This window comes from Arthrobacter zhaoxinii, from assembly GCF_025244925.1.
In the GTDB taxonomy this organism is placed as follows: Bacteria; Actinomycetota; Actinomycetes; order Actinomycetales; family Micrococcaceae; genus Arthrobacter_B; species Arthrobacter_B zhaoxinii.
In genome coordinates this window covers 13,832-40,289 of record NZ_CP104275.1, presented here as the reverse complement: position 1 = coordinate 40,289, position 26,458 = coordinate 13,832, and the positions used below count along the sequence as shown (strand labels likewise).

General features: G+C 64.6%; 26 protein-coding genes, 1 tRNA gene and 1 pseudogene. 17 read left to right on the top strand and 11 right to left on the bottom strand.

All coding sequences use genetic code 11. The features are described 5' to 3' along the window. Nucleotides 1-12 precede the first annotated feature (12 nt). The gene (gene ku, locus N2K95_RS00205) at nucleotides 13-942 is read left to right on the top strand and encodes a non-homologous end joining protein Ku (protein WP_260652416.1); all 930 of its coding nucleotides are present in this window, start codon (nucleotides 13-15) and stop codon (nucleotides 940-942) included. Between the two features lie 5 nt (nucleotides 943-947). After that, nucleotides 948-1,253, top strand: a complete 306-nt coding sequence (locus N2K95_RS00200) for a hypothetical protein (RefSeq protein ID WP_260652415.1) — start codon at nucleotides 948-950, stop codon at nucleotides 1,251-1,253. A 30-nt stretch (nucleotides 1,254-1,283) separates the two neighbouring features. Here N2K95_RS00200 and N2K95_RS00195 read toward each other — a convergent pair whose 3' ends face one another. Together N2K95_RS00195 and N2K95_RS00190 are read right to left on the bottom strand one after the other, a co-directional pair. Next, nucleotides 1,284-1,523 carry a DUF2630 family protein gene (locus N2K95_RS00195; RefSeq protein WP_255791343.1) on the bottom strand — a complete coding sequence of 80 codons (240 nt, stop codon included), beginning with the start codon at nucleotides 1,521-1,523 and terminating at the stop codon, nucleotides 1,284-1,286. A gap of 37 nt (nucleotides 1,524-1,560) precedes the next feature. Next, complete coding sequence (locus N2K95_RS00190; protein ID WP_260652414.1) at nucleotides 1,561-2,061, bottom strand: DUF4383 domain-containing protein; 501 nt, start codon at nucleotides 2,059-2,061, stop codon at nucleotides 1,561-1,563. 124 nt (nucleotides 2,062-2,185) lie between these two features. Here N2K95_RS00190 and N2K95_RS00185 point away from each other — a divergent pair, with 124 nt between their 5' ends. Together N2K95_RS00185 and N2K95_RS00180 are read left to right on the top strand one after the other, a co-directional pair. Beyond that, nucleotides 2,186-2,983 carry an SDR family oxidoreductase gene (locus N2K95_RS00185; protein ID WP_260652413.1) on the top strand — a complete coding sequence of 266 codons (798 nt, stop codon included), beginning with the start codon at nucleotides 2,186-2,188 and terminating at the stop codon, nucleotides 2,981-2,983. Between the two features lies 1 nt (nucleotide 2,984). Beyond that, the gene (locus N2K95_RS00180; protein ID WP_260652412.1) at nucleotides 2,985-4,469 is read left to right on the top strand and encodes an FAD-dependent oxidoreductase; all 1,485 of its coding nucleotides are present in this window, start codon (nucleotides 2,985-2,987) and stop codon (nucleotides 4,467-4,469) included. Nucleotides 4,470-4,685: 216 nt separating this feature from the next. Here the strand turns inward: N2K95_RS00180 and N2K95_RS00175 are convergent. After that, a pseudogene (locus tag N2K95_RS00175) lies at nucleotides 4,686-5,129 on the bottom strand (SRPBCC family protein); the annotation flags it as partial. A 283-nt stretch (nucleotides 5,130-5,412) separates the two neighbouring features. Here N2K95_RS00175 and N2K95_RS00170 point away from each other — a divergent pair. Further along, the gene (locus N2K95_RS00170) at nucleotides 5,413-5,910 is read left to right on the top strand and encodes a Dps family protein (protein WP_255791338.1); all 498 of its coding nucleotides are present in this window, start codon (nucleotides 5,413-5,415) and stop codon (nucleotides 5,908-5,910) included. A gap of 110 nt (nucleotides 5,911-6,020) precedes the next feature. Here the strand turns inward: N2K95_RS00170 and N2K95_RS00165 are convergent, their stop codons facing one another. Continuing rightward, nucleotides 6,021-6,725, bottom strand: coding sequence for a FadR/GntR family transcriptional regulator (locus tag N2K95_RS00165; protein ID WP_260652411.1), 705 nt, complete (start codon nucleotides 6,723-6,725; stop codon nucleotides 6,021-6,023). Nucleotides 6,726-6,970: 245 nt separating this feature from the next. On the opposite strand from N2K95_RS00165, the gene N2K95_RS00160 reads away from it, so the two are divergent. The 3 genes from N2K95_RS00160 to N2K95_RS00150 all read left to right on the top strand — a co-directional run bounded on the left by N2K95_RS00160 (nucleotide 6,971) and on the right by N2K95_RS00150 (nucleotide 10,159). Then, a complete protein-coding gene (locus N2K95_RS00160) occupies nucleotides 6,971-7,489 on the top strand; it encodes a gluconokinase (RefSeq protein WP_260652410.1) in 519 nt (172 codons plus the stop codon). 113 nt (nucleotides 7,490-7,602) lie between these two features. Further along, a complete protein-coding gene (locus N2K95_RS00155) occupies nucleotides 7,603-8,379 on the top strand; it encodes a metal-dependent hydrolase (protein ID WP_255791335.1) in 777 nt (258 codons plus the stop codon). A gap of 49 nt (nucleotides 8,380-8,428) precedes the next feature. Then, complete coding sequence (locus tag N2K95_RS00150; RefSeq protein ID WP_260652409.1) at nucleotides 8,429-10,159, top strand: cation:proton antiporter; 1,731 nt, start codon at nucleotides 8,429-8,431, stop codon at nucleotides 10,157-10,159. On the opposite strand, the gene N2K95_RS00145 is transcribed toward N2K95_RS00150, so the two are convergent. Further along, on the bottom strand, nucleotides 10,156-10,536 hold the full coding sequence (locus N2K95_RS00145; RefSeq protein ID WP_260652408.1) for a hypothetical protein: 381 nt from the start codon (nucleotides 10,534-10,536) through the stop codon (nucleotides 10,156-10,158). The genes N2K95_RS00150 and N2K95_RS00145 overlap by 4 nt on opposite strands. Before the next feature lie 488 nt (nucleotides 10,537-11,024). Continuing rightward, nucleotides 11,025-11,768: a LysR family transcriptional regulator substrate-binding protein gene (locus tag N2K95_RS00140; RefSeq protein WP_260652407.1), complete on the bottom strand. Its 744-nt coding sequence runs from the start codon at nucleotides 11,766-11,768 to the stop codon at nucleotides 11,025-11,027. An 80-nt stretch (nucleotides 11,769-11,848) separates the two neighbouring features. On the opposite strand from N2K95_RS00140, the gene N2K95_RS00135 reads away from it, so the two are divergent. Then, complete coding sequence (locus tag N2K95_RS00135; RefSeq protein ID WP_255791527.1) at nucleotides 11,849-12,211, top strand: DUF5997 family protein; 363 nt, start codon at nucleotides 11,849-11,851, stop codon at nucleotides 12,209-12,211. Between the two features lie 191 nt (nucleotides 12,212-12,402). Here N2K95_RS00135 and N2K95_RS00130 read toward each other — a convergent pair. Then, nucleotides 12,403-12,485, bottom strand: a tRNA-Leu gene (locus N2K95_RS00130). A gap of 441 nt (nucleotides 12,486-12,926) precedes the next feature. Here N2K95_RS00130 and N2K95_RS00125 point away from each other — a divergent pair. The 7 genes from N2K95_RS00125 to pknB are packed head-to-tail and all read left to right on the top strand — an operon-like array spanning nucleotide 12,927 to nucleotide 22,338. After that, nucleotides 12,927-13,658, top strand: a complete 732-nt coding sequence (locus N2K95_RS00125) for an FhaA domain-containing protein (protein WP_255791331.1) — start codon at nucleotides 12,927-12,929, stop codon at nucleotides 13,656-13,658. A gap of 59 nt (nucleotides 13,659-13,717) precedes the next feature. After that, the gene (locus N2K95_RS00120; RefSeq protein ID WP_255791526.1) at nucleotides 13,718-14,143 is read left to right on the top strand and encodes an FHA domain-containing protein FhaB/FipA; all 426 of its coding nucleotides are present in this window, start codon (nucleotides 13,718-13,720) and stop codon (nucleotides 14,141-14,143) included. Between the two features lie 44 nt (nucleotides 14,144-14,187). Beyond that, complete coding sequence (locus tag N2K95_RS00115) at nucleotides 14,188-15,645, top strand: PP2C family protein-serine/threonine phosphatase (protein ID WP_260652406.1); 1,458 nt, start codon at nucleotides 14,188-14,190, stop codon at nucleotides 15,643-15,645. Further along, the gene (locus N2K95_RS00110) at nucleotides 15,645-17,060 is read left to right on the top strand and encodes an FtsW/RodA/SpoVE family cell cycle protein (protein WP_260652405.1); all 1,416 of its coding nucleotides are present in this window, start codon (nucleotides 15,645-15,647) and stop codon (nucleotides 17,058-17,060) included. The genes N2K95_RS00115 and N2K95_RS00110 overlap by 1 nt, the downstream gene beginning before the upstream one ends. After that, nucleotides 17,057-18,496 carry a peptidoglycan D,D-transpeptidase FtsI family protein gene (locus N2K95_RS00105; protein WP_260652404.1) on the top strand — a complete coding sequence of 480 codons (1,440 nt, stop codon included), beginning with the start codon at nucleotides 17,057-17,059 and terminating at the stop codon, nucleotides 18,494-18,496. The genes N2K95_RS00110 and N2K95_RS00105 overlap by 4 nt, the downstream gene beginning before the upstream one ends. Then, entirely contained in the window at nucleotides 18,493-20,427 is a 1,935-nt protein-coding gene (locus tag N2K95_RS00100; RefSeq protein WP_260652403.1) for a protein kinase domain-containing protein, read from the top strand. The genes N2K95_RS00105 and N2K95_RS00100 overlap by 4 nt, the downstream gene beginning before the upstream one ends. Before the next feature lie 6 nt (nucleotides 20,428-20,433). Then, complete coding sequence (gene pknB, locus N2K95_RS00095; protein WP_260652402.1) at nucleotides 20,434-22,338, top strand: Stk1 family PASTA domain-containing Ser/Thr kinase; 1,905 nt, start codon at nucleotides 20,434-20,436, stop codon at nucleotides 22,336-22,338. A 43-nt stretch (nucleotides 22,339-22,381) separates the two neighbouring features. On the opposite strand, the gene N2K95_RS00090 is transcribed toward pknB, so the two are convergent. After that, nucleotides 22,382-23,020 carry an aminodeoxychorismate/anthranilate synthase component II gene (locus tag N2K95_RS00090; RefSeq protein ID WP_260652401.1) on the bottom strand — a complete coding sequence of 213 codons (639 nt, stop codon included), beginning with the start codon at nucleotides 23,018-23,020 and terminating at the stop codon, nucleotides 22,382-22,384. Nucleotides 23,021-23,196: 176 nt separating this feature from the next. Further along, complete coding sequence (locus N2K95_RS00085) at nucleotides 23,197-23,970, bottom strand: class E sortase (RefSeq protein WP_260653856.1); 774 nt, start codon at nucleotides 23,968-23,970, stop codon at nucleotides 23,197-23,199. Nucleotides 23,971-24,196: 226 nt separating this feature from the next. Here N2K95_RS00085 and N2K95_RS00080 point away from each other — a divergent pair, with 226 nt between their 5' ends. Beyond that, a complete protein-coding gene (locus N2K95_RS00080; protein ID WP_407080101.1) occupies nucleotides 24,197-24,445 on the top strand; it encodes a cell division protein CrgA in 249 nt (82 codons plus the stop codon). A gap of 393 nt (nucleotides 24,446-24,838) precedes the next feature. Here the strand turns inward: N2K95_RS00080 and N2K95_RS00075 are convergent, their stop codons facing one another. Continuing rightward, nucleotides 24,839-25,465: a rhomboid family intramembrane serine protease gene (locus N2K95_RS00075; RefSeq protein ID WP_313771147.1), complete on the bottom strand. Its 627-nt coding sequence runs from the start codon at nucleotides 25,463-25,465 to the stop codon at nucleotides 24,839-24,841. 300 nt (nucleotides 25,466-25,765) lie between these two features. After that, entirely contained in the window at nucleotides 25,766-26,308 is a 543-nt protein-coding gene (locus tag N2K95_RS00070) for a peptidylprolyl isomerase (RefSeq protein ID WP_255791322.1), read from the bottom strand. Between the last annotated feature and the right edge of the window lie 150 nt (nucleotides 26,309-26,458).

Below are 26,458 nucleotides of genomic sequence, written 5' to 3'. Positions count from 1 at the left end.
TCACTGGACTACATGAGAGCGATCTGGAAAGGCGCCATTGCGTTTGGGCTGGTCAACGTGCCGGTCAAGGTCTATGCCGCCACCGAGGACCACGACGTCAGCCTTCACCAGGTGCACGGCAAGGACGGCGGGCGCATCCGCTACCAGCGCCGCTGCGAGATCTGCGGCGAGGTGGTGGAATACAAGGACATTGCCAAGGCCTACGACGACGGCGAACAGACAGTCGTCCTCACCGACGAGGATCTGGCCTCCCTGCCCGTGGAGAAAAGCCGGGAAATCGACGTCGTGGAATTCGTGCCCAGCGAGCAGGTGGACCCCATCCTGTTTGACCGCACGTACTACCTTGAGCCGGACTCCAAGTCGACAAAATCCTACGTCCTGCTGCGCCGCACCCTTGAGGACACCGACCGCACGGCCGTGGTGCAGTTCTCGCTCCGGCAGAAGAGCCGGCTGGGCGCACTGCGGGTACGCGGTGATGTGCTGACCCTGCAGACGCTGCTGTGGGAGGACGAGGTCCGGGAGGCCAGCTTCCCCTCGCTGGATGAAAAGGTGCGGATCTCCGCCAAAGAGCTGGAAATGTCTGCGGCCCTCGTGGATTCCTTCAGCGGCGACTTCGACCCTTCCGAGTTCACCGACGACTACCAGGAACAGCTGAAAACCCTCATCGACGCGAAGCTTGAACAGGGGGATTCGCTCGACACGGAGGAAACCTTCGGTGCAGAATCCGAGGAGGATGAGGGCGGCAAGGTCCTGGACCTCATGGAGGCCCTGCGCCGCAGCGTGGAGAAGAACCGCGGAGCCAAGGCCGGGGCCGGAACCAAGGATTCCAAGTCCAAGTCCAAGTCCAAGGACGAAGAGGACGACGACGGCGCCAAGAAGGCCCCGGCCAAGTCCAGGACTGCGGCTTCAAAGAGCACCGCTAAAACCCGGAAAGGCGCCTAGACACCATGGCATCTCGCAATTTCTTCACGGATCAGTTCGGCCGGCAGACAATCTTTAAGGTGCCCAACGGGCCGCTCATCGGCTGGGGGGTGTTCGGCGCGGCGTCGATGATGGCGCTGACGCCGCGGAACGCCGAACTTTTGAAGAGCCTCAGCAAAGGCTGCCTGATTCTCTGGGCCCTCGGGGAAACCTTCCGGGGGGACAGCCGGTTCCGCCGCAGCGTCGGTGCGGCCACGCTGCTGCGGCAGGTGACCGGCGGGGAGGACCCGGCGGCAGCGGACAGCAAGGCCGGCGGCAGCAGCCGGTCCTAGCGGACGGGCGGTCAATGCGGGGCCGGAACCCTACTGGCGGTAGCCCTCGACTTCGCCCACGGGGCGCTCCTGCGCCTCGTCCGGGTCCTGCCCGGCGTCGGCCTTGGCGCGCCTCTGGCGGAGCAGATCCCAGTACTGGTCGATCTGTTCCTCTATCCGGCGCAGCTCTGCGGCATGTTTTTCCGGCTCTGCAGCGGGATCCACCTCGCGCAGGGCCTGCTCCTTCTCGACGAGTTCCTGGATCCGGTGCTGAATCTCCTGTGTGTCCATGCTTCCACGCTAACCGGGGCAGGCATCCCGCGGAAACCTAGTTGGGAATTGACCCTTCACCGGGATTCGGGTTGCTCCGGTAGGAGCTCGGTTCGCTCTGCCGGCCAAGGAAAACGCCCAGCAGGATCATAACCACGGCCAGGACCGCGTGCAGCCAGTTGTCCGCCGTGTTGAACGGGACGAAGTTGGCGTCTGATTCCAGCGGGATGAGCAGCCCGTAGATGAAGAGCAGGGCATAGAGAATGCCCCCGCCCAGCAGGTAGAGCCTGGCCGAGGAATGCTTTCTCGCCATGGCAAGCCCGGCGAATCCCAGCAGCATATGGACAACGTTATGCAGTATCGACACCTGGAAGATTCCCAGCAGTGCGGCCTCGGAGGCGTAACCGGAGAAGTACAGCTGGCCGTAATTGATGGTGGCCCCGGGAATGAACCCCAGGACGCCGATCAGCAGGAAAACAATCCCGAAAACCATGGCTGCTTTCTGCGCATTGGTCCGCCGGGAGGTAAGGCCGCCTGAACTGTAACTGGAGTATGCCATGATGACTCCTCTGCTCCGCAAGCACCGGAAGGCCGGGCCGGGAGGATTAGGTGATCAGGACTTTAAACTCTTGCACGATTGGGGCAAGGTGGGAAGCATACTGACTTTCGACGAGGGGGTACCAATGGTGTTTTCGCCTGGAAGGGCAATAGTCACCGGATCGGATTCCGGCATCGGCCGTGCCACAGCGGTAGCGCTGGCGAAGGCCGGAATGGATGTAGGCATCACCTGGCATTCCGACGAACAGGGCGCCGAGGACACCGCGGCGGAGGTCCGCTCGCACGGCCGTACCGCCGTCGTCGCCCGTCTGGACACCACCGATCTGCCGGCCTGCGCGGCGGTGGTGGATTCCCTGGCGGAGGAGCTGGGCGGTCTGGACGTGTTCGTCAACAACTCCGGGACCGGTGACGGGCAGAAGTTCCTGGACCTGACCTATGACGCGTGGCGGAACACGATGGACACCAACCTCAGCGGCGCGTTTGTCTGCCTGCAGCGGGCCGCGCAGCGCATGGTCGCGGCTGGCAACGGCGGCCGGCTGATCGCAGTCACCAGCGTCCACGAACATCAGCCCCGGGTGGGTGCCGCCGCGTACACCGCGTCCAAGCACGGCCTGGGCGGGCTGATGAAGACCATTGCGCTGGAGCTGGGAAGCTACGGGATAACCGCCAATGCGGTGGCCCCCGGAGAAATCGCCACGCCCATGACCGGTCAGACGGATTCCGATCCGAGGGCGGAGGACCGTCCCGGGATTCCCCTCGGCCGGCCCGGCTACGCCGCCGAAATCGCCGACGTCGTTGCGTTCCTGGCTTCACCGGCGTCGTCCTACGTCACCGGTGCCTCCTGGGCCGTCGACGGCGGCATGCTCCAGATGGGACCGCAGGCCGGCTCCCACATCACTTCGTCTGTTTGGCGGGAAGGATAACTTGAAATCTCTATGGCTCGATACCGCGCCCGTTATATCCACTGATCCCTTCGACCCCGGGGCGTCCTACGACACCGTGGTGGTCGGCGCCGGTCTCACCGGTCTGACCACGGCGGCGCTGCTGGCCCGCAGCGGACAGCGCGTGGCCGTCCTGGAAGCCCGTACGGTGGGGGCCGTCTCCACCGGCAACACCACCGCCAAGGTCTCCCTGCTGCAGGGGACGCAGCTGTCCAGCATCACGTCGCACCACAATGCGGAAATCGCCCGCCAGTATGTCGAAGCCAACCGCCAGGGGCAAAGCTGGCTGCTGCGCTTCTGCGACGAGAACGGTATCGGCTACGAGCTTCGGGATGCCTACACCTACGCCACGACCGCGCAGGGGCTCAAGAGCCTGCGGAAGGAACAGGAGGCGGCTTCCGCGGCCGGACTCGACGTCGAGTTCACCACGGATACGGAGCTGCCATTTGAAACCACCGGCGCGCTGCGGCTTCGGGACCAGGCCCAGATCCACCCGTTGACCGTGCTCGCCGGCCTGGCCCAGGATTTCCGTGCCCACGGCGGCAGCCTCATCGAAGGGGTGCGGGTGACCGGTGCCCGCCACGAGGACGGCAACGGCATCAAGGTCCTTACCAACCACGGTGAGGTGGGCGCCCGGCATCTGGTGCTCGCCACGGGCATCCCGATCCTGGACCGCGGCGGCTACTTCGCGGTCCTGAAGCCGGAGCGTTCCTACGCCGTCGCCCTGCCGGTGACCGGCGCGGTGCCGCAGGGAATGTACCTCTCCGTTGACTCACCCACCCGCTCGCTGCGGACCGCGGAGTCCAACGGCATCTCCTACCTGCTGGCCGGCGGCAACGGGCACACGGTCGGACGGAAGAAGCACACCCAGGAACTGGTGGATGACCTGGTGGACTGGACCGTGGAGAACTTCGCGGTGGGAAGCGCTGCCAGTTATGCCTGGTCCGCCCAGGACTACTCGCCGGCAGGCAGCCTGCCGTACGTAGGCCAGCTGCCGCTGATGGGTGCCCACATCTACGCCGCCACCGGCTACAACAAGTGGGGCATGACCAATGCCGTTGCGGCTTCGCTGGCCCTGAGCGCGGAGATTCTCGGCGGAGAGAATCCGTGGGCCCGGGAACTGTATAAGCCGCGGGTGGCCCCGCTGGATGCCGCGTCCACCCTGAAGGACAACGCCGAGGTGGGGCTTTCGATGCTCACCGGCTGGGCTGCCGGCCTGGCCAACAGCGCCGAAGCGGCACCGCCGGAGGGGCAGGGCGTGGTCTCGCGGGAGCACGGGAAGCCGGTGGGAACCTGCACGGTGGCCGGCAAAACCAGCCGGGCGTCGGCCGTCTGCCCGCATTTGAAAGGCGTCCTGAACTGGAACGACGCCGAGCAGTCCTGGGACTGCCCGCTGCACGGCTCCCGTTTCAGCGCCACGGGAACCCTGCTTGAAGGACCGGCAGTAAAGGACCTCGATCCCGCCTGAGCCTCCCTTAACCACGAACTGCGGATGCCTTGGCGGCATCCGCAGTTCGTGGTTAAAAAGCCGGTGGAGCTACAAGCCCGCCCGGGGGCCGCCCGACTCCGGGTCATCCATCGCCGGATCCGCCTCGGGAGGAGCGGCAAGCCGCTCCGTGTCGGTCGAGGTGGGCCCGGTTGCAGCCGTGCCGGATGCACCGGTTGCGGCGTTGCCCGGGGCATCCACGTTGCCCCGCCACGAGCCCGTCTCGGAACCGCGGCTTTCAATAAACTCCTTGAAGCGTGCCAGATCCGACTTCACCTGACGGTCATCGGCACCGACCACGGAACCGAGCTTTTCGAGGAAGTTTTCGGGATCCCAGTCCAGCTGGACAGTCACCCGGGTCTCGGAATCGCCCAGACGGTGGAACGTCACGACGCCCGCATGGGACTTTCCGTCCGTGCTCTTCCAGGCAACCCGCTCATCCGGATGCTGTTCGGTAATTACGGTGTCAAACTCCCGCTCGACTCCGGCCACCTTCGTCACCCAGTGGGTGGTGGTGTCCGAAAGCTGCGTGATGGAGACTACGCCGCCCATGAAATGCGGGAAGGACTCGAACTGCGTCCACTGGTTGTAGGCAGTGGTGACGGGTACTGAAACGTTGATTGACTCTTCTACGGTGGTCATCTGGTCCCTCCGGTAGTGCGAATCCTGCGTCTGGCCGGGCCCGTTCCCACGAGCCCCGATTTCCTCACCGTACACAGGAGGACAAGGCACTTCAACTGGAAGTAAGGTTGCTTATAGTAGCTTCCCCGGGAGCCGGGCCATTCTGGCACGGGCAGTGCCCCGGGGTTAGGCTGGGGAACAATCCATCCGCCGAAGCCCCGGATCCGGACCGTGTCCGGACGCAGTACCGGACTCTTCGGAGGGTGCATTCAGTACTCATTTTTCGTCAACATTGGAGGAAAACATGAAGGCATCTGAAGAGCTGGCCACAAATCTGCAGGCCGTCCTGGTGGACATGATCGAACTGCACCTGCAGGGCAAGCAGGCCCACTGGAACGTGGTGGGAAAGAACTTCCGGGATCTGCACCTGCAGCTTGACGAGATCATTGACGATGCACGCATCTTCGCCGATGAACTGGCCGAACGCATGCGCGCGCTCCGCGCAGTGCCGGACGGCCGCAGCGTCGCGGTGGCCAACGGCACCAGCCTGCCCCCGTTCCCCGCCGGCCTGGTGGACACCCGCGACACCGTAACGCACGTGGTCGCCATGCTCGACGCCGTCGTCAAGACGATGCGCGACGTCCATGATCAGGTCGACGAAGAAGACCCGACCACCGCGGATATCCTGCACGGCTTCATTGCCAAGCTGGAGCAGTACGCCTGGATGGTCGACGCCGAGAACATCTCCGCCACCGCCTCGGTGGTCACCCCCGAAGACAGCAACATGGAGCCGACCCGCTAGGACTGCTTAGCTTCCCTTGCCGGTGTGCCCCGTTCCGCGGGGTACGCCGGCATTTGCTGTCTACGGGGGTTTTCCAGGCGCGGCCGGGCCCGTGCCCGGGGGTGCGCTGGCTAGCCGACGACGGCCTGCCGCACCTCTTCCAGCAGATTGGTCATATGAGCCAGTGCAGCGGAACCGTCCCCCGCGGCAACGGCTTCAGCCACCAGCAGATGCCCCCGCAGACCCTCCTCGGTCGGATGCGGCGGCATCAGTCCCTGATGGGTGCGGCCGGCGAGCACCTCGGCGACCACGTCCTGCAGGGAAGCGAACATGTCGTTGCCGCTGGCACGCAGCAGCAACGTATGGAATTCGACATCGGTCTGCAGGAACGCGTCCAGGTCCCCTGCTTCCCCGAGCCTCCTGAGCGCTTCGGCCAGCTCCACCAGCCGGGCGCGTTCATCCGGCGCGGCGTTCCGGGCGGCAGCAGCCGCCGCCACCGGCTCCACTCCCACCCTCAGCTCGGTCAGCGTCCGGAATTGTTCGGCCCGGCCGGGTCCGGCAAGCCGCCATTTGATCACGCGTGGATCGAACACATTCCACACCTCGGGTTTCTGCACCACTATGCCGACCCGTCGCTTGGAGTACACCAGGTTCATGGACTCCAGGATCCGCATGCAGTCGCGGACCACGGTGCGGGAAACACCAAACTCCTGCTGGAGCCCTTCGAGCGTCAGCCGATCCCCCGGTGCGAGCACGCCAGAGGCAATGTCCCGGCCCAGCGTTTCGATGATCCGGGCATTCAGGACCGCAGCCGGCGCGCCGGCGGATTCACTCATAATTCGCGTCTTTCCGGGGTTCAGGCGCTATATTCTCCAAAGTGCATATAGAGAAGCGGCTATTTGGTCAGCGGTTCTCCTACCAGGAACCTGCTCCAGCCTAGCGTCCGCCCCTTGGCCCTCTGCAGTCCAGTTCTTTGCCCAAGCCGTTGGTCCGGGGAATTCCCACTGCGTTGGTGATACCTTTATGCCACCGAGCGGCAAGCCGGTCCACACCCTGACAATGGCGTCCCCAAGGAGATTGAATGTCCCCCACTGCACAGCACCTCGTCATCATGGGCGTTGCCGGCTCGGGCAAAACCACCGTCGCCAACCTGCTCTCCAAACGCCTCGGCTGGATCGCTGCCGAAGCGGACGAGTTCCATCCCGCAGCCAACATCGCCAAGATGTCCGCCGGCGTCCCGCTCGATGACGACGACCGGTGGCCGTGGCTCCACGCCATCCGCGACTGGATGGGCATACAGGAAGCCAACAGCCGTTCCACCATCGTCACCTGTTCGGCCTTGAAACGCACTTACCGAAACGTCCTTGCCCAGGCGCCGGGAGCGGTCACCTTCGTACATCTGGACGGAGACAGGGAACTGCTTGCCGAACGCATGAAAACACGCAGCGGACACTTCATGCCCCCGTCGCTTCTCCCCTCGCAGTTGAACACCCTGGAGCCGCTGTCCGCGGATGAGGCAGGCCTCAAGATCGAGATTACAAATACCCCGACCGAAATCGTGGACGCCATTCTCTACCATCTGGGGTTCGCCGCCGCCTGACCGCTGACGCCGCCGGTCCGGAGTGAACGCCGGCTGCAGGAAACCGTGGAAAAATAGATAGCTGCACTAAACTCTTCGGCGCCTGCACCGCCCTCTGGAAGGACTTTTCAACCATGATGGGTGGCCACCATGCCGCTAGCGGCGCCGCGGCCTGGGTAGCCGTCGCATCCACCGCTCCGCACGCCTTCGGCTGGTATCCGGTGACGCCGCTCGGCGTCGTCACCGGCGCCCTGTTGACGGCCGGAGCGGCGCTGCTGCCGGACCTCGATCATCACAGCGGCACCATTGCGCATTCCCTTCCGCCGATCACGAAAATCCTCGCCCGCATGACGGAAACCGTCAGCGGCGGGCACCGCCGAGGCACGCATTCCCTGCTCGGCCTGGCCGTGTTCGTGGCACTGGCGACGGCGCTGGGCAGGATCACCACCGACGTACCCGTCTTCGGCTCCGTAGCGCTGGGGGCGGGGATCCTGTCCGTGCTGCTGATGGGATTCGCCTTCAAGGCGCTGAAGATAGCCGGCGGTCCGGCCCGCAGCTGGTTCCTTGCCCTGGCTTTCTCGGCGTTCATTGCCGTGTATGCCCCGGAAAACAACGACTGGCTGCCCGTTGCGGTAGGGCTGGGCGTGGCGGTCCATATTGTCGGCGACCTCCTCACCCATCAAGGGGTCATGATCCTGTGGCCGCTTCGGATCAAACGGCCGCGTTCGCTCGTCCGCTTTCCAGTGGTCAGCAAGCTCTGGCGGAGCAGCGGGGCCTTCTCTCTGCCGCTGATCGGCGCGGCCGGATCCTGGCGGGAGTGGGCGTTGATGGTGCCGGTGACCATCTACGCGATTTTCGGTGTCACCATAGACGGCATGACCGCCCTGACCGGCTGGTCCCCCTACTCCTGACCCGACCCTCCGCCAGCGACCGCCACCGCAGCGGGGCTAATGTTGATATGTGGAATTGGGTCTTGTTTCCGTGGCGGGCGTTGCCGTCATTGTCACCGTAGCTGCCTTCTCCAGGCGTCTTGGGATAGCTGCACCACTGATCCTGGTGGTGGTGGGCCTGGCGTTGTCCTACACGCCGGGCGTCCCTGAGTTCTCGGTTCCGCACGAGTGGATCCTGATGGGTGTGCTGCCCCCGCTGCTCTACGCCGCGGCGGTGAATGTCCCCGTGGTGGACTTCCGACGGAACATCGGCGCGATCTCCTCGCTCTCCGTCTTCCTCGTGCTTTTCTCCGCCTTCTCCACGGGCCTGCTTCTCTACCTGCTGCTGCCGGACCTGAACTTCGCCGCCGCGGTGGCCCTGGGCGCCGTCGTCAGCCCGCCCGACGCCGTTGCGGCCACCTCAATCGGAAAGAAGCTGGGCCTGCCTCCGCGCCTGGTCACGGTGCTCGAAGGCGAAGGCCTGGTCAACGATGCCACCGCCCTGGTGCTGCTGCGCTCCGCCGTCGCAGCTTCTGCCGGCGGCTTGTCCAGCATCTGGGCCGGCATCGGCGACTTCGGTTTCGCCGTCGTCGTTGCCGTTCTCGTTGGCCTGCTGGTAGGCGCGGCCACCGTCTTCGTCCGGTCAAAACTCTCCGATCCGGTGCTGGACACCGCAATCTCCTTCGTGGTCCCGTTCCTTGCCTTCATTCCGGCGGAGGAAGCCGGGGCATCCGGTGTGCTCGCCGTGGTGGTTGCAGGGCTGTACACCGGGCACCGAAGCGCGTCCGCGTTCACGGCGCAGGCCCGGATCAATGACAGCATCAACTGGCGGACCATCCAGTTCCTGCTGGAAAACGGCGTGTTCCTGCTGATGGGGCTGGAATTGCGCCATCTGGTGGAGAACGTCGACACCAGTCTTCTTCCTGTCCTCGATGCAGTGCTCATCGGTCTTGCCACCACTATGCTGCTGATCCTGCTGCGCTTCGCGTGGGTGACGCCGCTGATCTACCTGCTGCGGCTGAAGGTCCGGCATCAGGCCCGGCGGACCAAGCGGTTCCGGCTCGGCCTGGACCGGATCAAGGCGCGCGGGCTGAAGGATGAGCGGCAGCGCCGGCGGCACCGGCGGGCCGAGCTGCTCTACCTGCGGCGCCGGGCCGACGTCGAACAGCTGAACCGCGAAGGTCTGGGCTGGCGCGGCGGCATGGTGATTTCCTGGTCCGGCATGCGCGGCGTGGTGACCCTGGCCGCGGCCCAGTCCCTGCCGGAGCAGACCCCGTATCACGAGCAGCTGGTACTGATCGCCTTCACCGTCGCCGTGGCAACCCTGCTGCTGCAGGGCCTCACCCTCCCGTGGCTGATCCGCGTCCTGGGCGTCCAGGGCAGGGATGTGGCCACGGACCAGCGCGAGCTGGCCAGGCTGCTCGACGAGCTCAGCGGTGCCGGACTCACGGTCCTGGAGCAGCCCAAAGAATGCCTGGACGTGGCTCAGGAGGTGGACCCGGATGTCGTGGAAAGGGTGCGGCAGAGCACCTTCCTGCGCAGCGAGCTCGCCTGGGAGCGGGTGCGGGCGCTCGGGGCCAACGAGGAGCCGACGCCGCAGCTCCAGTACCGGGCGCTGCGCCGCGCCGTCGTCGAGGCCGAACGGGACCAGTTGCTCCTGGCCCGCCGGGAGGGACGTTTTGCTTCGCGGACCCTTGCGGAGGCACAGCGCCTGCTGGATTTGGAGGAATCCCGCCTGCGGCCGCGGCTGGGGGAGCGCTAGCGGGTGCTGGCCAGGGCCTTTGCGACCCGCCGCTGCCGCTTGGCGGCATCGTCCGCCTCCTTGATCCAGCGAGGTTTCATAAAACGCGGCATCCAGAGGTTTCCAAGTATCCCGATGGCCAGGGACAGGAAAACAGCGGGGACTAACAACAGGCCGAACATCTGCAAGTTGTCAGACCTGATCACCATGCCCATGACGGGGATGCCGGCAAGGGCAGCACCGAGATAGGCGCTGGCGAGGGCCGGTTCCCCGGTCCACATGGTATTCAGGCCCTTCCGGTAGTGCCGGAACCGTCCGTTGTAGACCAGCAGCCCGGGAACCATAACCAGCACCCCGAACGGGATCAGGATCAAGGCGAGAAAAGTGTCCTCGCTCATTTTTACCCCCCCTTGTCGTAGCAGGGTGGCCCTCACCCTCCATCTGCAAGAGCAAAATCTATCCCACGGGTTTGTTCCGGACCCAATGACACAGCAAGACACCGTGGGAGTTTCCCTTTCGGGGTACTCCTAAGCGGTGAAAAGGCGGCCGGGGCAGCGCCGGCGCAGCATCTCGATTGGCCCTCGCTTTAGTCCTGGTGAAGCTGGAGGTAATTGCCGCAGCTGTCGTCGAAAACGGCCTGCGCGCCCGTCGAATCCAGGGTCGGCTCCCCGAGGAACTGGACGCCTAACCCCCTGATCCTCTCGTACTCGGCCTGCACTGCACATCGGGAACCCCGAGGACCAGGACAGGCAGCCGTTCCCGATACGGCCCCGACCGGTAGGCTTCGGCAACCGGATTGTCGCTGGGCTCGCGCAGCAGCCCCGGATCCCCGCCAAAGGGTACCCCCGGCTCCGGGCGGTGTCAGCCGTGCCGGAAGGGTGGTGGCCTACCGGCTGCGGCGTGGTTTCCCGCCCTTGCCGCCACCCTTGGCCTTGCCCCCTGGACGGCCGCCTGACTTCGTGGCCGGTTTGGGCCCGCTTCGCGTCTGGCGTTCCTTGGTGCGCTTTTTCGCCGAAGACTTCTGTTCGGCCTGGATGGAGGGCTGGCGGGAGCTGTTCGCGGTCCGTCCCCGCACCACGCCGACGAACTCTTCGATGTCGGGCTCGTCCCGATCCTGCAGCCAGGCAATGCCGATCCGTGTTGCCGGAACGCCGTTCACCGGCCGCGCTTCAATGTCCTTCCGGGAGTACAGACGGGCTACGGACATGGGCAGGATCACAATGCCGCTGCCGGCCGCCGCGACTTCCAGCGCGACTGGTGCTCCTCCCATCTCGTCGATGTCCAGGATCGTTTCGCCGTCGAGGTCAGCCAGCTCAACTGCGTCGAAGGCAGCCAGTGGGTGCTCCTTTGAGGCAGCGGCCACCGGCTGCTCTTCATAAAGGGGAATCATGTTCACGCCGTCCGGGCGTGCAAAACCTTCGGCAGGAATGCGGATAAAGGCCAGATCCGCCCGGCCGGAGGCAAGTTCCTCCAGGGCTGCGGGTTCCTCGCACTGGAAAGTGCGCAGTTCCTGGTTCTGCCGTTCCCGCCAGCGGGTAATCCATTTGCCCGGCGTCACGCCCGGTACGTAGGCCACGGTCAGCGGCCGCGACGTCGACCCCTGCAGGGGTGCTGATGTGTCTGTGGGCATCAGAACACCTTAGCCCACAGGGCGGGGGCCCGTCTGGCGGATACCCTTGGAATATGAGCACCGAGAAATCTCCCCAATCCATGAAGCCTGCCACGGCAGCCAAGAAACTGGGCATCTACCTGCCTGCAGCGCCGCAGGACTTCCAGGACGGGCCTATTTCGCGGGCCCAGTTCGACGAACTGCAGTCCAATCCCCCCGAGTGGCTCAACGAACTGCGCCGCAACGGCCCGCACCCGCGCCCCGTCGTGGCGCAGAAACTCAACGTCTCGATCGGCGGCCTGACCCGCGCCGGCGTGACCGAAGCGCTGACCACCGAAGAAATCAAGGCACTGCTGGCCGAGCCGCCGGCATGGCTGGTGGAAGAACGCGCCAGCTTTGCTGCCGTTCGTGCCGAAGCCCAGCGGGTAAAGGAAGCTGAAGCGAAAAAGGCCGCAGGCGCCTAAAGCAGCCGTCCGGTACACACAGGACCTGTAAAAGAGAGGGACCGCGCAGTCACTGCACGGTCCCTCTTGTCCTGCCGGGGGTTGTCCTGCCGGGGGTTGTCCGGCCCCGATGTGCCTGCGAGCTGAGCGGCAGGTCTTTCGGACAAAAAGAAGAACCCCGGCCATGTGACCGGGGTTCTGCTTTATCTATGTGCGCGAGGGGGGATTTGAACCCCCACGCCCTTTCGGACACTGGCACCTGAAGCCAGCGCGTCTGCCGTTCCGCCACTCGCGCATAAATGGTTTCCCGTGGAGAACTTGTGTGGATAACCTCAGCGGTCCTAGCTGACCATGTACTGCGGTGATCCGTTCCGTTTCCTCGGGAACAGCAGAATCAAGCATACCGGCATTTGGGCCAAACACCTAAACGGCTTCTAAACCCGCTCGAAACCCGCGGTTTTACAGGGAAAACCGGCCTGCATCCGTGGCCCCGCCGGGGCCTCCCTGCTCCGCCTTCCTGCCGCAGATCGGCATCCTGCGGCGCGGGGGACGCTCGGGACCGCGGTAAGACATTTATCTGTGCTCACCAGTAGTATCGGAGTGGACGCATGTACCTGTGCCCTGCCGGAACCAGTCCTCCACCAGTCCCGGCGGGCATTTCCGCCCGCACCGCGGTGCCGGGGGCAGATGCAGCGGACGCCGCAATTCATCGGACAGGACACGGAAGGAGACGGACATGGGCTTACTCGACAATGTCGAACGCGGAATCGAAAAGATCGTCCGCGGTGCTTTCTCATCCGGTTCGTCCGGCCGTGTTGAACCCCTGGAACTTGCCATCGCACTCCGCAGGGAACTCGACCAGCGATCCATGGTCCTGGGCCAGGGCCGTACCCTGGCACCAAATGTCTTTACGGTGCGGCTTTCCAATTCAGACTTCACCCAGGCGCAGAAGTGGGGCGCGCCGCTGGCTGAAGAACTCTGCGACGTCGTCATCAAGCACGCCCGCAGCCAGTCCTACACACTCCAAGGCCCGGTCCGGGTCTCTTTCACCCGGGATTCGTCCCTTAAAGCAGGGGTACTCGAAGTGGATTCGTCCACCGAGAAGGCCTCTTCGGCACAGTCCCGGGTCCCCTCTCCCCCGGCGCCGCGGCAGGGACCCTCGGCCCGGATGCAGCCCGTCCTGGATGTAGACGGCCAGCGTTACACCCTCAACGCGCCGTCCGTGGTCCTGGGACGCTCCTCAGAAGCCGACATCCTCGTGGACGACACAGGAGTTTCCCGCCGTCACCTGGAGATCCGCACCGAGAACGGGGCCAGCCGCGCCATCGATCTGGGCTCCACCAACGGCAGCTTCGTCAACGGCCAGAAAGTTCAAGGTGAAGCAGTGCTTACCGACGGATCCACCATTGCCATGGGGCGCACCCGAATTGTCTTTCGGCTGCTGCCCGTCCGGACCGGGGGACGTTAGTGCTCAGCGAATTAACCGAAACGCTCCTGCGCTACGGCTTCCTGATCCTGCTGTGGATCATGGTCATCAGCGTGGTAGGCGCCATCCGGCGCGACCTCACCGTCGGCAGCCGTAACCGGACCGGAACCCCCACGGCGCGCCAGATCCGTAAGGACCCGACCCTTGAAAAGCGGGCACCGGCTCCCAGCAAGGTGACGCCCCGCGAACTGGTCGTCACAGAAGGCCCGCTGCGCGGCACCACTCTGGAGTTGTCCGCCAGCCCCATCCTCCTCGGCCGCGCGCAGGAGGCAACGCTCGTCCTGGAAGACGATTACGCCTCCGGCCGCCATGCCCGGCTCTTCCCCCAGGGCAGCCGCTGGTTCGTTGAGGACCTCGGCTCCACCAACGGAACCTACCTTGGCGGAAGCCAACTCACCCGGGCGCTGCCCGTCGAACCCGGTGTACCCATCCGCATCGGTAAGACGGTCATTGAATTGAGGCCCTGACGGTGGCCCTGGTTCTTCGATATGCAGCACGGTCCGATGTCGGCATGGTTCGTTTCAAGAATGACGATTCCGCCTACGTAGGCCGTTACCTCGCCGTGGTTGCCGACGGCATGGGCGGACATGCCGGGGGCAACGTCGCCTCCGCCTCCACCGTGCTCGATCTGGTCCATTTGGACAGTCCTGTCTACGAGGACGAACCCCTGACGGTCCTTGCCGATGAAATCCAGGCGGCAAATTCGCTTCTGTCCGAACTGGTGACCACCAGCCCGCAGCTCTCCGGCATGGGAACCACGGTCACGGCACTGCTGCTGCACGAGCAGCGCCTGGCACTGGCGCATATCGGTGATTCCCGTGCCTACCGGCTCAAAGACGGCCGGTTCGAACAGATCAGCATTGACCACACCTTCGTACAGCGGCTGATCGACGAAGGCCGGCTGCGGCCTGAAGAGGCTGAAGTACACCCGCACAAGAACGTGCTGATGCGTGTGCTCGGGGACGTCGACGCCAGCCCGGAACTGGATCTGGCTACCTTCGACGTGGAGCCGGGAGAACGCTGGCTGCTGTGTTCCGACGGGCTTACGGCGGTTCTGCGGGACTCCGACATTGAGGGAGTCCTCAGTTCCACCCAGGACCTGCAGGAATGCGTGGACACCCTGGTTGAGCTGACCCTGGCCGGCGGTTCTCCGGACAATGTCACGGTGGCGGTCATCGAAATCACCGAAGATCCCGACGCCGGCTCCGTACCCGCCACTGCGCGGCTCTCCGAAGTGCCCTCCCGCGACCACGGCCCCCGCACCTCAGCTGTGACCGCTGCGGCACCGCCCGCGCTGGAAGATGCACCCGAGGCAGAGGCCGCCCCCGCCTCCGAAGACCCCGAGAGCGAGCGGGAACGCGCGGCCCTGATCCGCCAGGACCTCTCCTCCCGCCCCCACGTATTGGTTGGTGCTGCCTCGCTGGCTACCGAGACCGGCGAGATCCCCATCGTCACCAAGCGGTCGGCTGAACGCCGGGCTGCCCGCATGCTGACCCACAAGGCGGGAACCGAGCAGCCGCAGCAGGAAGACGGGGATTCGCCCCGTGCCGGCTGGAAGCGCTGGCTGCTGCCCGCCTTCCTGACCGTCGTCGCCCTCCTGCTGGTCGTCGTGGTGTGGCTGGGCTACACCTGGACACAGACCCGCTACTACGTGGGGTCCTATGACAACCGGGTTGCAATCTACAACGGTGTCTCCCAGACGGTTGGACCTATCCAGCTCTCGCACGTCACCGATATTTCCGATATTCCGGTGGACAGCCTCTCCGAGTATCACCGCAACCGGGTGGAGGACACCCTTCCGGCCCGGGACCTGGAGCATGCCGGGGAAATTGTCAGCGAGCTGCGCGACACTGCCAAGGCAGTGCTGTGCCCTCCGGCCGACACCCCTTCCCCGACCGCAGCACCTACGCCGGGTGCGACGTCTGCGCCGGGAACCGAACAGAACAATGCCTGCGGAGGTGAGCGGTAGTGTCGGACATCCAGACCGTGCCTAAGCCGCGCCGCAACATCGAAGCGCTCCTGCTCCTCGTTGCCCTGCTGGTAGGGGTCGGCGCGAACATGATTGTCGGCCTCGACGAGGACCGCGCCTTCGATTCGGACTTCTGGGTCCAGGGTGGCACCCTGATGGCCCTGGTAATCGTCTTCCACCTCGTGCTGCGCTTCCGCGCCAAGTATGCCGATCCGGTAATACTTCCGATCGTCACGGCGCTCAACGGCATCGGGTTGGCCATGATCCACCGGCTGGACATCACCAACGGCGACGATGCGGCGGACCGGCAGCTCCTGTGGAGCACCGTAGCCGTGGCGGCCGGAATCGCCGTGCTGTTCATCATCAAGGACCACCGGATCCTGCGCCGCTACACCTACATCTCCCTGATAGTCAGCGCCATCCTCCTGCTGCTTCCGCTGATGCCGGGTCTGGGGCAGGAAATCAACGGCGCGCGAATCTGGATCAACGTGGGCATCGGGACTTTCCAGCCCGGTGAAATCGCCAAGATCACCCTGGCCATATTCTTCGCCGGGTATCTATCCACCAACCGTGACCTCATTCTGCTCGCCGGCAGGAAAGTGGGGCCGCTGCAGTTCCCGCGTATGCAGGACATGGGCCCCATGGTCGTTGCCTGGCTTGTCAGCATCGGCGTGCTGGTGTTCCAGCGGGACCTTGGTTCGTCCATCCTCTTCTTCGGCCTGTTCATGGCCATGATCTACGTCGCCACAAGCCGCGTGAGCTGGGTGCTGATCGGCTTGGGCCTGCTGGCGGCGGGCGGATTCGTCGCCCTCCAGCTGTTCAGCCACCTGCAGCGGCGCATCCACGGCTGGCTGAACGCTTTCGATCCGGAGGTCTACAACGGGGTCGGCGGCAGCTACCAGGTGGTGCAGGGCCTCTTCGGCCTGGCCAGCGGCGGGCTTGTCGGCACCGGCCTGGGACAGGGCCGCCCGGATCTGGTGACCTTCGCGAACAGCGATATGATTATTGCCGCCCTCGGCGAGGAACTGGGCCTGATCGGCATCTTTGCGATTGTCCTGATGTACGTCCTGCTGGTGTCCCGCGGCTTCCGCGCCGCCCTGGGCACCAGGGATGGTTTCGGCAAGCTCCTGGCATGCGGATTGTCGTTCATCATCGCCCTGCAGTGCTTCGTGGTGATCGGCGGCGTGACGCGGCTGATCCCGTTGACCGGCCTGACCACCCCGTTTATGTCCGCAGGCGGATCGTCGCTGCTGGCCAACTGGATCATCGTGGCGCTCCTGCTCATGATCTCCGATGCTGCCCGCAGGCCCACGCCTACCGGTCCGCTGTCCACCGACATGGTTCCGGCCATGTCCGAATCCCGGTCCGGCGCTACCGCACGTTCCCGGCGTTCCACTAAGGAAGGAGACGAATGAACCAGGCCATCCGTAACAGCTGGGTAGTGGCCCTGGCAATGTTCGTGCTCATTCTCGGTTCGCTGACGTATGTGCAGTTTTTTGCCGCCGACAAACTCAACACCAACCCGAACAACAACCGGGGCATTTACCGCGACTTCGGGGAACCCCGCGGCTCCATCCTGGTCGATGGCAAGGCCATCGCTGAGTCCGTCCCCTCGAATGACGAGTTCAATTACCAGCGGGTCTACAACAGCCCCGAGCTGTATTCGCACCTGACCGGGTTCTTCAACCTGAACGGGACCACCCAGCTGGAAATGAACATGAATGCCGAGTTGTCCGGCAACAGCTCCCAGCAGTTCTACGACAAGCTGGTCGCCCTCTTCTCCGGTGCCCAGAGCCAGGGCGCTTCGGTGGAACTGACGATCGACCCGGAGCTGCAGCAGCTGGCCTACGACCTCATTCCGGACGGACAGCGTGGAACCATTGTGATGATGGATCCCAAGACCGGTGACATCCTTGCCATGGTGTCCAAGCCCAGCTACGACACCAATCTCCTGGCCGGGCATGACACCGCACTGCTCGGAGCCAATATGGATGCACTGACTTCCACGCCGGGACTGTCTCCCTACCTGAACCCGGCCACCCAGTCGCTGCTGGCTCCCGGATCGGTCTTCAAGCTCATCGACACGGCGGCGGCGCTGGAGTCCGGCAAGTATGACGCCGACTCGGTGATTCCGAATCCGCCCGAGCTGCCGCTGCCCGGAACCAACATCTCGCTCCCGAACTTCACCACGGGCGCCTGTTCTGCCCGGTCCGAGGCGGATTTCGCCTTTGCTCTTGCGTGGTCCTGCAATACGGTCTTCGCGCAGGTGGCGCTGGACCTCGGGCAGGACAATATTGCGGCGCAGGCCAAGAAGTTCGGCTTCGACACCCCGTTGGCCATCCCCAACGAGGTCGTGGCGAGCCACTTCCCCGACAACGAGGACGAGGCCCAGCTGGCCCTCGCCTCCATCGGCCAGGGCAGCGTGACCGCCACCCCGCTGGAAGTCGCCATGATCTCCGCGGCGATCGCGAACAACGGCGTACAGATGACCCCCAACCTGATCCGCAGCGTCCGCGCTCCTGATCTGTCCGTGATTGACGAACCGAAACCCACTGAACTGAACACTTCCATCAGCCCCGACACAGCCCGCCAGCTCACCGAGTGGATGGTCGGCGTCGTAGACAACGGCTCGGCCAAGTCCGCCCAGGTTCCTGGCTTCCAGGTGGCCGGCAAGACCGGCACGGCCCAGGTAGACGGCCGGGGAGACAATGCCTGGTTCACCGGTTTCGCTCCGGCCGACGATCCCCAGGTCGCCATTTCCGTTGTCATGGAAGACGTGGACCTGGCCACCGGTGCCCAATTGACCACTCCAAGCGCGCAGAAACTCCTAGAGGCGGTGTTGAACAAGTGAGGCCTACATCGGGTATCACCTTAGGCGGCAGATTCCAGCTGACCGACCGTATTGCCATCGGCGGTATGGGCGAGGTCTGGAAGGCACGGGACTTGGTCCTGGGCCGCATTGTTGCCATCAAGATCCTCAAGGAGGAGTACACCGGGGATCCGGGCTTCCTTAACCGTTTCCGGGCGGAGGCCCGGCACACGGCACTGCTGAACCATCCCGGGATCGCCAATGTCTTTGACTACGGCGAAGAGGACGGTTCCGCCTACCTGGTCATGGAACTCGTTCCCGGACAGCCGCTGTCCACCATCATCGAGCGCGACAAGGTGCTCTCCCCGGACCGGACCCTGTCCATCATCGGGCAGGTCGCCACGGCGCTGGCCGTAGCGCACAACCAGGGCCTGGTGCACCGGGACGTGAAGCCGGGCAACCTGCTCATCATGCCCGACGGCAAGGTCAAGATCACCGACTTCGGCATTGCCCGCCTTGCCGACCAGGTACCGCTGACCGCCACCGGACAGGTCATGGGCACGGCCCAGTACCTGGCTCCGGAACAGGCAACGGGACAGCAGGCTACGGGTTCCAGCGACATCTACGCGCTTGGTGTCATTGGCTACGAGCTGCTTGCCGGCCGCCGTCCGTTCTCCGGTGAATCCCAGATTGCGATTGCCCTGGCGCAGGTCAACGACACGCCTCCGCCGCTGCCTGAGACCATTCCGGAACCGGTCCGCGCCCTGATCATGTCCATGCTGGCCAAGGATCCGGCGGACCGCCCCGCGGACGCCGAGTCGCTGGCCCTGGCCGTCGCCGCCATCCGCCGCGGGGACATCAATGCCGCGCAGGAAGCCGTCCCGGGCATGCTGCTCTTCGGCTCCTCCGCCAGTGCGGTTACTGCCCCGGTCCCCACCACCGGCACTTCGGTTACCCGCGTGGTGGACACCACGCCGTCGACGTCGGCCCTGCCCACGGTCGCCGGCGCCACCGTGGCCGCAGACGACGCCCGCACGGGTGAACTCGCTGCGTCCCGTGAGTGGACTGACGAAGACGATGTCGATTACGACGACGTCGGGCCGGGGGATGCTCCGGAGGAAAAGCGCCGGAGCCCCTGGACGATTCCGCTGATTGCCCTGCTCCTGCTGATCCTGGCCGGCGTCGTAGCTTTCTTCATCCTCACGGGCTCCGAAAGTGACGAAGATCCGGCCCCGGCTGCGAGTTCGTCGGCTGCCAGCCCGTCCCGCAGCCCCTCGCCTTCCAAGACCCCGTCAGAGACGCCCAGCGAAATTGTTGTCGATTCGGCCGCCTATGCGGGCAGGCCCGTCAATGATGTGTACGGAGAGCTGGTTGCCCTGGGACTCCAGGTCCAGCGGCTGCCGGTCGCTGATGCGGATGTCCCGGAAGGTATCGTGATCGAGGTCAATCCATCGGGCTCCCTGGAGCGCGGAGATGCCGTCACCATTACGTACTCCTCCGGACCGGAAATGGTCTCTGTTCCTGCCCTGACCGGACAGCGGGAAGCCGACGCACGTCAGCTCATCGTCAATGCCGGCCTGGTACCGGTCAACGGCGGCACCCAGCAGACCGATTCAGCCGCACCGGGCACGGTAGTAGGGGTCGAACCTGGTGAGGGAACCACCCTGCCGAGCGGATCTTCCGTCACCTATTACATTGCTGAAGCTGTCCCGGCTGTTCCCAGCCCGCCTCCTGCCCCGACCCAGCCCACCCCGGCTCCGTCCACAACGCCTGCCTCTCCCGGCACCACGGGTAATAACGGCAACTCCGGGAACAACGGAAACAACGGCAATGTAGGGAACAACGGGAACGCCGGCACCAACGGCAACAACGACAACAGCAATGGCGCAGGAACCGGAACAGGCACCGGGGCCGGCTCCGAGCTGAGCCAGCCCGGCGGCGCCAGCATGACCGGCCCTACAGGCAGTAACTAAGAGACCATGAGCGCAGAATTCCTTCGAGGGCAGCCCACCCTCAACACCGATAACGTCCTGAACGGGCGCTACGAGGTAGGTGAACTCATTGGACGCGGCGGAATGGCCGACGTCTACCTTGGGCGGGACATCCGGCTGGGCCGGACCGTGGCCATCAAGGTACTGCGCCCCGATCTGGCCCGGGATCCGCTGTTCCAGTCCCGTTTCCGCCGCGAGGCCCGGGCCGTCGCCGGATTGAATCATCCCTCCGTAGTGTCCGTATACGACACCGGGGACCAGGAGTCGACCTCCCCGCGCGACGACGTGCGGCTGCCGTACATCGTGATGGAGTATGTTCCGGGCCGCACACTTCGCGATTTGATCAAGGCGGAGGGACTCAGCATCGGGGAGGCCATTGACTATTCCCTCGGTGTCCTCGCTGCACTGGATTACAGCCACCGCTCGGGGATTGTCCACCGGGATATCAAGCCGGCCAATGTCATGGTGACGGCCGACGGCGGCGTGAAGGTCATGGACTTCGGCATCGCGCGTGCCATGGCGGATTCAGCCGCCACCATGACCCAGACACAGGCCGTGGTCGGCACGGCGCAGTACCTCTCGCCCGAGCAGGCCAGAGGTGAAACCGTGGATGCCCGCAGCGATCTTTACTCCGCTGCCTGCCTGCTCTTCGAACTGCTCACGGGCAGGCCTCCGTTCATCGGTGACAGCCCCGTCTCCGTCGCCTACCAGCACGTGCGTGAACAGCCCGTCACCGCCAGCAGCCTGAACCCCGAGGTTCCGGCAGCCCTGGACGACGTCTTGAAACGCGGGTTGGCCAAGGACCGCGACCACCGCTACCAGACGGCCCGGGAATTCCGCGAAGCCCTGCTTTCGGCGCGCGACGGCGGCCCCGTCACCGCTGCCACGCAGGCGATCCCCGTGCGCGGTCCGGCGGCACCGGCCACGGCTGCCGTCACCGTTTCCGCTGACGACGAGCCCCGCACACGGGCCATGGCCAAGGTCCTCGCCGGGGGTTCGCTCCTGACGGAAGATGATCATTCCCGGGAGGACGAGGACAGCACAGTTCTGGCCATCGGGTCCACCGGTGACCGCGACCCCCAGCAAAAGGCGCGGCGGAGGGCCTGGATCACGGTCTTCAGCATCCTGCTCGTCCTGGTCCTCGCCGTCGGCGGATTTGTCGGGTGGAACATTCTCACCGCCGAACCTCCCGCCCCCGTTACCGCGACCGTTCCCGAGGTTGAGGGGAAATCCCAGACCGAGGCGATGAACGAGATTATCGGTGCCGGCTTCCAGCCGCCCCGCATCAGCGAGGAATACAGCGACAGCGTGGCCGAGGACCTGGCCGTCCGCACCAGCCCGGCGGGCGGTGCGGATGTCGCCAAGGACGAGGGCATCACGCTCTACGTCTCGCAGGGACCATCCGCCGTGACCATTCCCCAGGATCTCGTTGGAATGACAGAGTCCGGTGCCCGGGATGAGCTTCGCGGGCTCGGGCTTAAGGGCGGGGCCACGACCGAGGCCAACAGCTCCACCATGGAGCGGGGACGCGTGATCGCCACCGATCCCGCTATCGGCGAGACCGTCCCCACGCGCAGCGAAGTGGTCATCGTGGTCTCCACCGGACTGGTAACCGTTCCCAATCTCGTAGATTCTCCGGTTGACCTGGCTCAAGCAACACTGGCCGATCCCTCATTGCTTCTGACGTCCAAGGTGACATATGTCGAAACCTCCGACGCGGCGCCGGGGACGGTCATCCTGCAGAGCCTCCCCTTCGGCACCAATGTGGCCCCGGGAAGTACCGTGATTCTGACGGTTGCCAAGGCACCGGCTCCGGAGCCGACGCCCCAGCCGACGTCCTCACCGTCGCCGTCGCCGTCCAGCCCGTCAGCCACCCCGCCCGGACGGCGCTAGGCAGTCAGTGTCTGCGGAACGCCGCCGGCCGCCTGCGGGGTGCCTAACTGCTGATGAGCGGGCTGAGCGTGGCGGCATGGGCCGCCGCTCCTGCCAGACCAGCTGATTCCAGCCAGTTTCCCAGCATCTGGTAGCCGCCCTCGGTGAGGACGGATTCCGGGTGGAACTGCACTCCGGACAGCGGTGCCGCCGCGTGCCGCAGCCCCATGATGATGCCGCTTGCGGTCCGTGCGGTGACTCGCAGCTCAGCGGGAATGCTGTCGGCAACAGCGGCCAGCGAATGGTAGCGGGTGGCCGTGAGCGGGCTGGGCAGCCCCGCAAAGACGTCCTCACCGCCGTGTTCCACGAGCGAGGTTTTCCCGTGCATCAGTTCGGGCGCGTGAGTGACCGTGCCGCCGAAGGCCTCTGCCAGTGCCTGGTGGCCAAGGCAGATACCCAGCATGGGGGTGGCGGTGGCTCCGCACCAGCGGATCAGGTCCACGGATACCCCCGCCTCACCCGGTGTCCCCGGCCCCGGAGATACCAGCACTCCGTCATGGCGCGCGGCCAGTTCCACAGCATCCTCGACGCTCAGGTCGTCGTTGCGGATGACCGTGGTCTGGGCGCCGAGTTCCTGAAGGTAGCCCACCAGCGTATAAACAAAGCTGTCGTAGTTGTCGACCACCAGGATCCGGGTGCTCATGGTGCTAGGAACCGCCAATCGTTGAATCCGTCAAAGAAGGAAGGAAGCTGGTCTCGGCAAGCCATGGGAAAACATACTCCATCAGGGCCAGCACTGCCGCGGCAATCAACACCGCGGAAAGAAGGACCCGGAACCACAACGGACCGGGAAGGTGCCGGAACAACCATCCGTACATTTTAGCGACCTCCGGAGGCATTGGCGGCAACGACGTCGGCGATTGCCGCCGGCGGACCAGCAGACAAGGGCTGCCAGGAGTCCATCAGGGCATAGGCAATAATGCGTTCCTGCGACCCGAAGCGCGGATTGCAGCTGGTGAGGGTGAGGAACCGCTCGCTGGGGACCGCTGCGGGCTCCGTGGGGACGGCGGCGAGTACATCAACCCGGTCCGGAAGCACTATCTGCGTATTGCGGTAGACGTAGTCGTAGTACCCGTCCGCGGTCTGCACATAGATATGGTCGCCGGGTACCAGGGTGTGGATGGGATCCAGTGCCTTGCCATGGGTCTGCCGGTGGCCGGCTACCGCGAAGTTCCCCACGGCACCGGGCATGGCGGTTGCGGGGTAGTGCCCCAGCCCGAGGGTGTCCAGCACCGCCGTTCCCACCCCGCTGGTCACGGGTGTGGAATACTGCTCGCCGAAGCGGGGCACGTAGACGACGGCGAACGTCGTCCCTTCCGCACTCATCGGTTCCATCACCACCGGTTCCCCGTAGTCCTGGGGCGAAGCAGCCGGGGCCGGTGCTGCCGGCAGGTCAAAGTCCTCAAACAACCCGTCAATGGCTTCCTGCTGTGCCTGGTTTGACTCGAGGTTGGTCCACCAGAGCTGCCATGCAACAAACAGGGCAAGGATAATCCCCAGTGTTATCAGTAGCTCACCGATGACCTGTACCACCATCCTCCCTTTCCCTGCCGGACGGCGGGAGGAAGTGCGGCGCCCGCGGCGGCGCTGCATGGTGGTGACGGATGGCTCAGCCAATGCTCTCCTTATGGCGGTGCCGGTATTTCGCGGCGTCAGGGAACCGGCGCCAGCTTGGCCGGGGAATTCGCTAGGATAATCAGAATAGGGATGACCCTAACAGGTCTGTGCGGTGAAGGAGACTTCTCCTGCGGGCTGCGGTTGTCCCCGACCATCACTACAACCACCGGCGTCTGCAGAGCCGGTTCCGCTAGGAGGATCCGTGCCTGAGTCCAAGTCCCGCAAGAAGGCTTCCCGCCCTGCCCCGGCCAAAACCGTGTCGACTCCCAAAGAAAACCCGGTTTGGTACAAACCGGTGATGTTCGGCCTGATGATTCTGGGTCTGCTGTGGATCATTACGTACTACGTCACCCAGGGCCAGTACCCTGTGCCGTCTTTCGGTGGCCGTAACATCCTGGTGGGCTTCGGCATCGCGATTTTGGGCTTCCTGATGACTCCGCGCTGGCGCTGACCCTCCCGCTTGCAGGTCAGGCTTCCCGTGCCGTCTTCGGCACCGGGAAGCCTTTTTTGTGCCCCCGGATGCCGCTATCCCCGTTTTTTCCTGTTGTTCACAGGTTGTGCACGGAGTTATCCACAGGTGTGGGTAACTCTGTGGGTTACTTCTCGAACTTCCTTGCAAATAAAGGGAAGCGGGTTATCCACAGCTGTGGAATTACATGTGTGTAAGTCTTCCCAGCCTATGGATAACCCTGTGGATCCGGCTCAGGATCCGGAAACTACAACCATGTAGGTTATTAACACTGTGGGTATCCCTGTGGATAACTTTGCAGCAGTGTGGGCGCCGTTAAACGCCTGTGCCCGCTGCAGGGAAGCAGCGGGCACAGTTCTCTTCGGGAAGGGCCGGTTACCCCGGGATGATCCGTACGGGGGCCTGCCAGAGCACCGCCGCCGCGACAAGCAGCAGCACAATCCCCGCCAGTCCGGCGAACTGAATGGCCGTTCGGTGCCTGCTCCTCGGTGTATACGCCAGAATGGCTGCACAGGCCGCGCCGGTCAGCAGACCGCCTACATGGGCCTGCCAGGCGATCCCGGGCACTACGAACCCCAGGACCAGGTTCACCGCCAGCAGGACCAGCAGGGACCGCAGTTCCCCGCGCCGCTGCCGGATCACGACGAACAGTGCACCAAAGAGGCCGAAGACAGCGCCGGAGGCCCCCACCACGGCTGTGACGGGCTCTCCGAGGTACATCACGCCCACGGAGCCCCCTACTGCGGAAATCAGATAGAGCAGGGCGAAGCGGGCGCGGCCGAACAGTGGTTCCAGGCTGCTGCCCAGGAACCAGAGGGCATAGAGGTTGAAGGCAATGTGAATGGGACTGCCCTGGGAATGCAGGAACGCCGAGGTGAGCATCCGCCACGGCTGGGAGTCCGTCAGTACGGGGGCGTAAAAGAAGGTGCGCGTGAATTCCGGCAGCAGCAGCTGAAGGACGTAGGCGACGGCGCAGACAGCCATGATCGTGATGGTAACCACGGGTTTTCCATTGCCGGCAACGCGGCCTCCAAAGGAGGTGCGGTAGGCCGGCTGGTCCTTGCGCTGCTGGTTGAAGCAATCAATGCACTGCACACCCACGGCGGCATTCTTCTGGCATTCGGGGCAGGCCGGGCGCCCGCAGCGCTGGCAGCGTATGTAGCTGACCCGGTCCGGATGGCGGGGACACACGGGCACCTGCGAATCCGGCACCTCGGCCGGCACTCCATATGACATTGCTGGAACTCCCGGATTGAAGAAAGGCCCCGGCCGGAGAATCCGGCCGGGGCATCTTCGAGCAGGCTAGAGCTGCTCGACGGTAATGCTGTTGATGACCACGTCTTCGGTCGGCTTGTCGCGGCCGTCGGTGGAAACAGCGTTGAGCTGATCAACCAGTGCACGCGATTCGTCGTCGGCAACCTCACCGAAGATGGTGTGCTTGCCCTGCAGCCACGTGGTGGGCACGGAGGTGATGAAGAACTGCGAGCCGTTGGTGCCGCGGCCCATCTGCACGCCTGCGTTGGCCATGGCCAGCTTGTACGGGGCGGAGAAGTCGAGATCAGGGTTGATCTCGTCATCGAACTGGTAACCCGGTCCGCCGGTGCCGCGGCCCAGGGGATCGCCGCCCTGGATCATGAAGTCCTTGATGATGCGGTGGAAGATCGTTCCGTCGTAGAGCGGGCGGTTGGTCTTTTCGCCCGTCGCCGGATCGGTCCACTCGATCTCGCCGGTAGCCAGGCCGACGAAGTTCTTGACCGTCTTGGGGGCGTGGTTTCCGAAGAGGTTGACACTGATGTCGCCCATGGAAGTGTGGATGGTTGCTTTTGCTGTAGGAATAGCAGTCATAAGCCCATTGTTCCACGGCACTTCTGCGTGCGGGCGGAAACGGCCTTGTTCAGCGCACAGTGAAAACCGCGCCCTGCCAGGGCACCTAATAGCAGAGACCAGCCGGAACACGTAGGCTAAGGCTGAAACGACAACTATCCCGGGAGGTAG

Excerpts from the sequence above, each read along its gene's own strand:
- N2K95_RS00085 (WP_260653856.1), bottom strand. The coding sequence starts at position 23,970 with ATGCAGCGCCGCCGCGGGCGCCGCACTTCCTCCCGCCGTCCGGCAGGG.
- N2K95_RS00125 (WP_255791331.1), top strand. The coding sequence starts at position 12,927 with ATGGGCTTACTCGACAATGTCGAACGCGGAATCGAAAAGATCGTCCGC.
- N2K95_RS00160 (WP_260652410.1), top strand. The coding sequence starts at position 6,971 with ATGTCCCCCACTGCACAGCACCTCGTCATCATGGGCGTTGCCGGCTCG.
- N2K95_RS00145 (WP_260652408.1), bottom strand. The coding sequence starts at position 10,536 with ATGAGCGAGGACACTTTTCTCGCCTTGATCCTGATCCCGTTCGGGGTG.
- N2K95_RS00185 (WP_260652413.1), top strand. The coding sequence starts at position 2,186 with ATGGTGTTTTCGCCTGGAAGGGCAATAGTCACCGGATCGGATTCCGGC.
- ku (WP_260652416.1), top strand. The coding sequence starts at position 13 with ATGAGAGCGATCTGGAAAGGCGCCATTGCGTTTGGGCTGGTCAACGTG.
- N2K95_RS00200 (WP_260652415.1), top strand. The coding sequence starts at position 948 with ATGGCATCTCGCAATTTCTTCACGGATCAGTTCGGCCGGCAGACAATC.
- pknB (WP_260652402.1), top strand. The coding sequence starts at position 20,434 with ATGAGCGCAGAATTCCTTCGAGGGCAGCCCACCCTCAACACCGATAAC.
- N2K95_RS00135 (WP_255791527.1), top strand. The coding sequence starts at position 11,849 with ATGAAGCCTGCCACGGCAGCCAAGAAACTGGGCATCTACCTGCCTGCA.
- N2K95_RS00120 (WP_255791526.1), top strand. The coding sequence starts at position 13,718 with ATGGTCATCAGCGTGGTAGGCGCCATCCGGCGCGACCTCACCGTCGGC.
- N2K95_RS00140 (WP_260652407.1), bottom strand. The coding sequence starts at position 11,768 with ATGCCCACAGACACATCAGCACCCCTGCAGGGGTCGACGTCGCGGCCG.
- N2K95_RS00195 (WP_255791343.1), bottom strand. The coding sequence starts at position 1,523 with ATGGACACACAGGAGATTCAGCACCGGATCCAGGAACTCGTCGAGAAG.
- N2K95_RS00105 (WP_260652404.1), top strand. The coding sequence starts at position 17,057 with ATGAACCAGGCCATCCGTAACAGCTGGGTAGTGGCCCTGGCAATGTTC.
- N2K95_RS00090 (WP_260652401.1), bottom strand. The coding sequence starts at position 23,020 with ATGAGCACCCGGATCCTGGTGGTCGACAACTACGACAGCTTTGTTTAT.
- N2K95_RS00190 (WP_260652414.1), bottom strand. The coding sequence starts at position 2,061 with ATGGCATACTCCAGTTACAGTTCAGGCGGCCTTACCTCCCGGCGGACC.
- N2K95_RS00155 (WP_255791335.1), top strand. The coding sequence starts at position 7,603 with ATGATGGGTGGCCACCATGCCGCTAGCGGCGCCGCGGCCTGGGTAGCC.
- N2K95_RS00070 (WP_255791322.1), bottom strand. The coding sequence starts at position 26,308 with ATGACTGCTATTCCTACAGCAAAAGCAACCATCCACACTTCCATGGGC.
- N2K95_RS00170 (WP_255791338.1), top strand. The coding sequence starts at position 5,413 with ATGAAGGCATCTGAAGAGCTGGCCACAAATCTGCAGGCCGTCCTGGTG.
- N2K95_RS00115 (WP_260652406.1), top strand. The coding sequence starts at position 14,188 with ATGGTTCGTTTCAAGAATGACGATTCCGCCTACGTAGGCCGTTACCTC.
- N2K95_RS00165 (WP_260652411.1), bottom strand. The coding sequence starts at position 6,725 with ATGAGTGAATCCGCCGGCGCGCCGGCTGCGGTCCTGAATGCCCGGATC.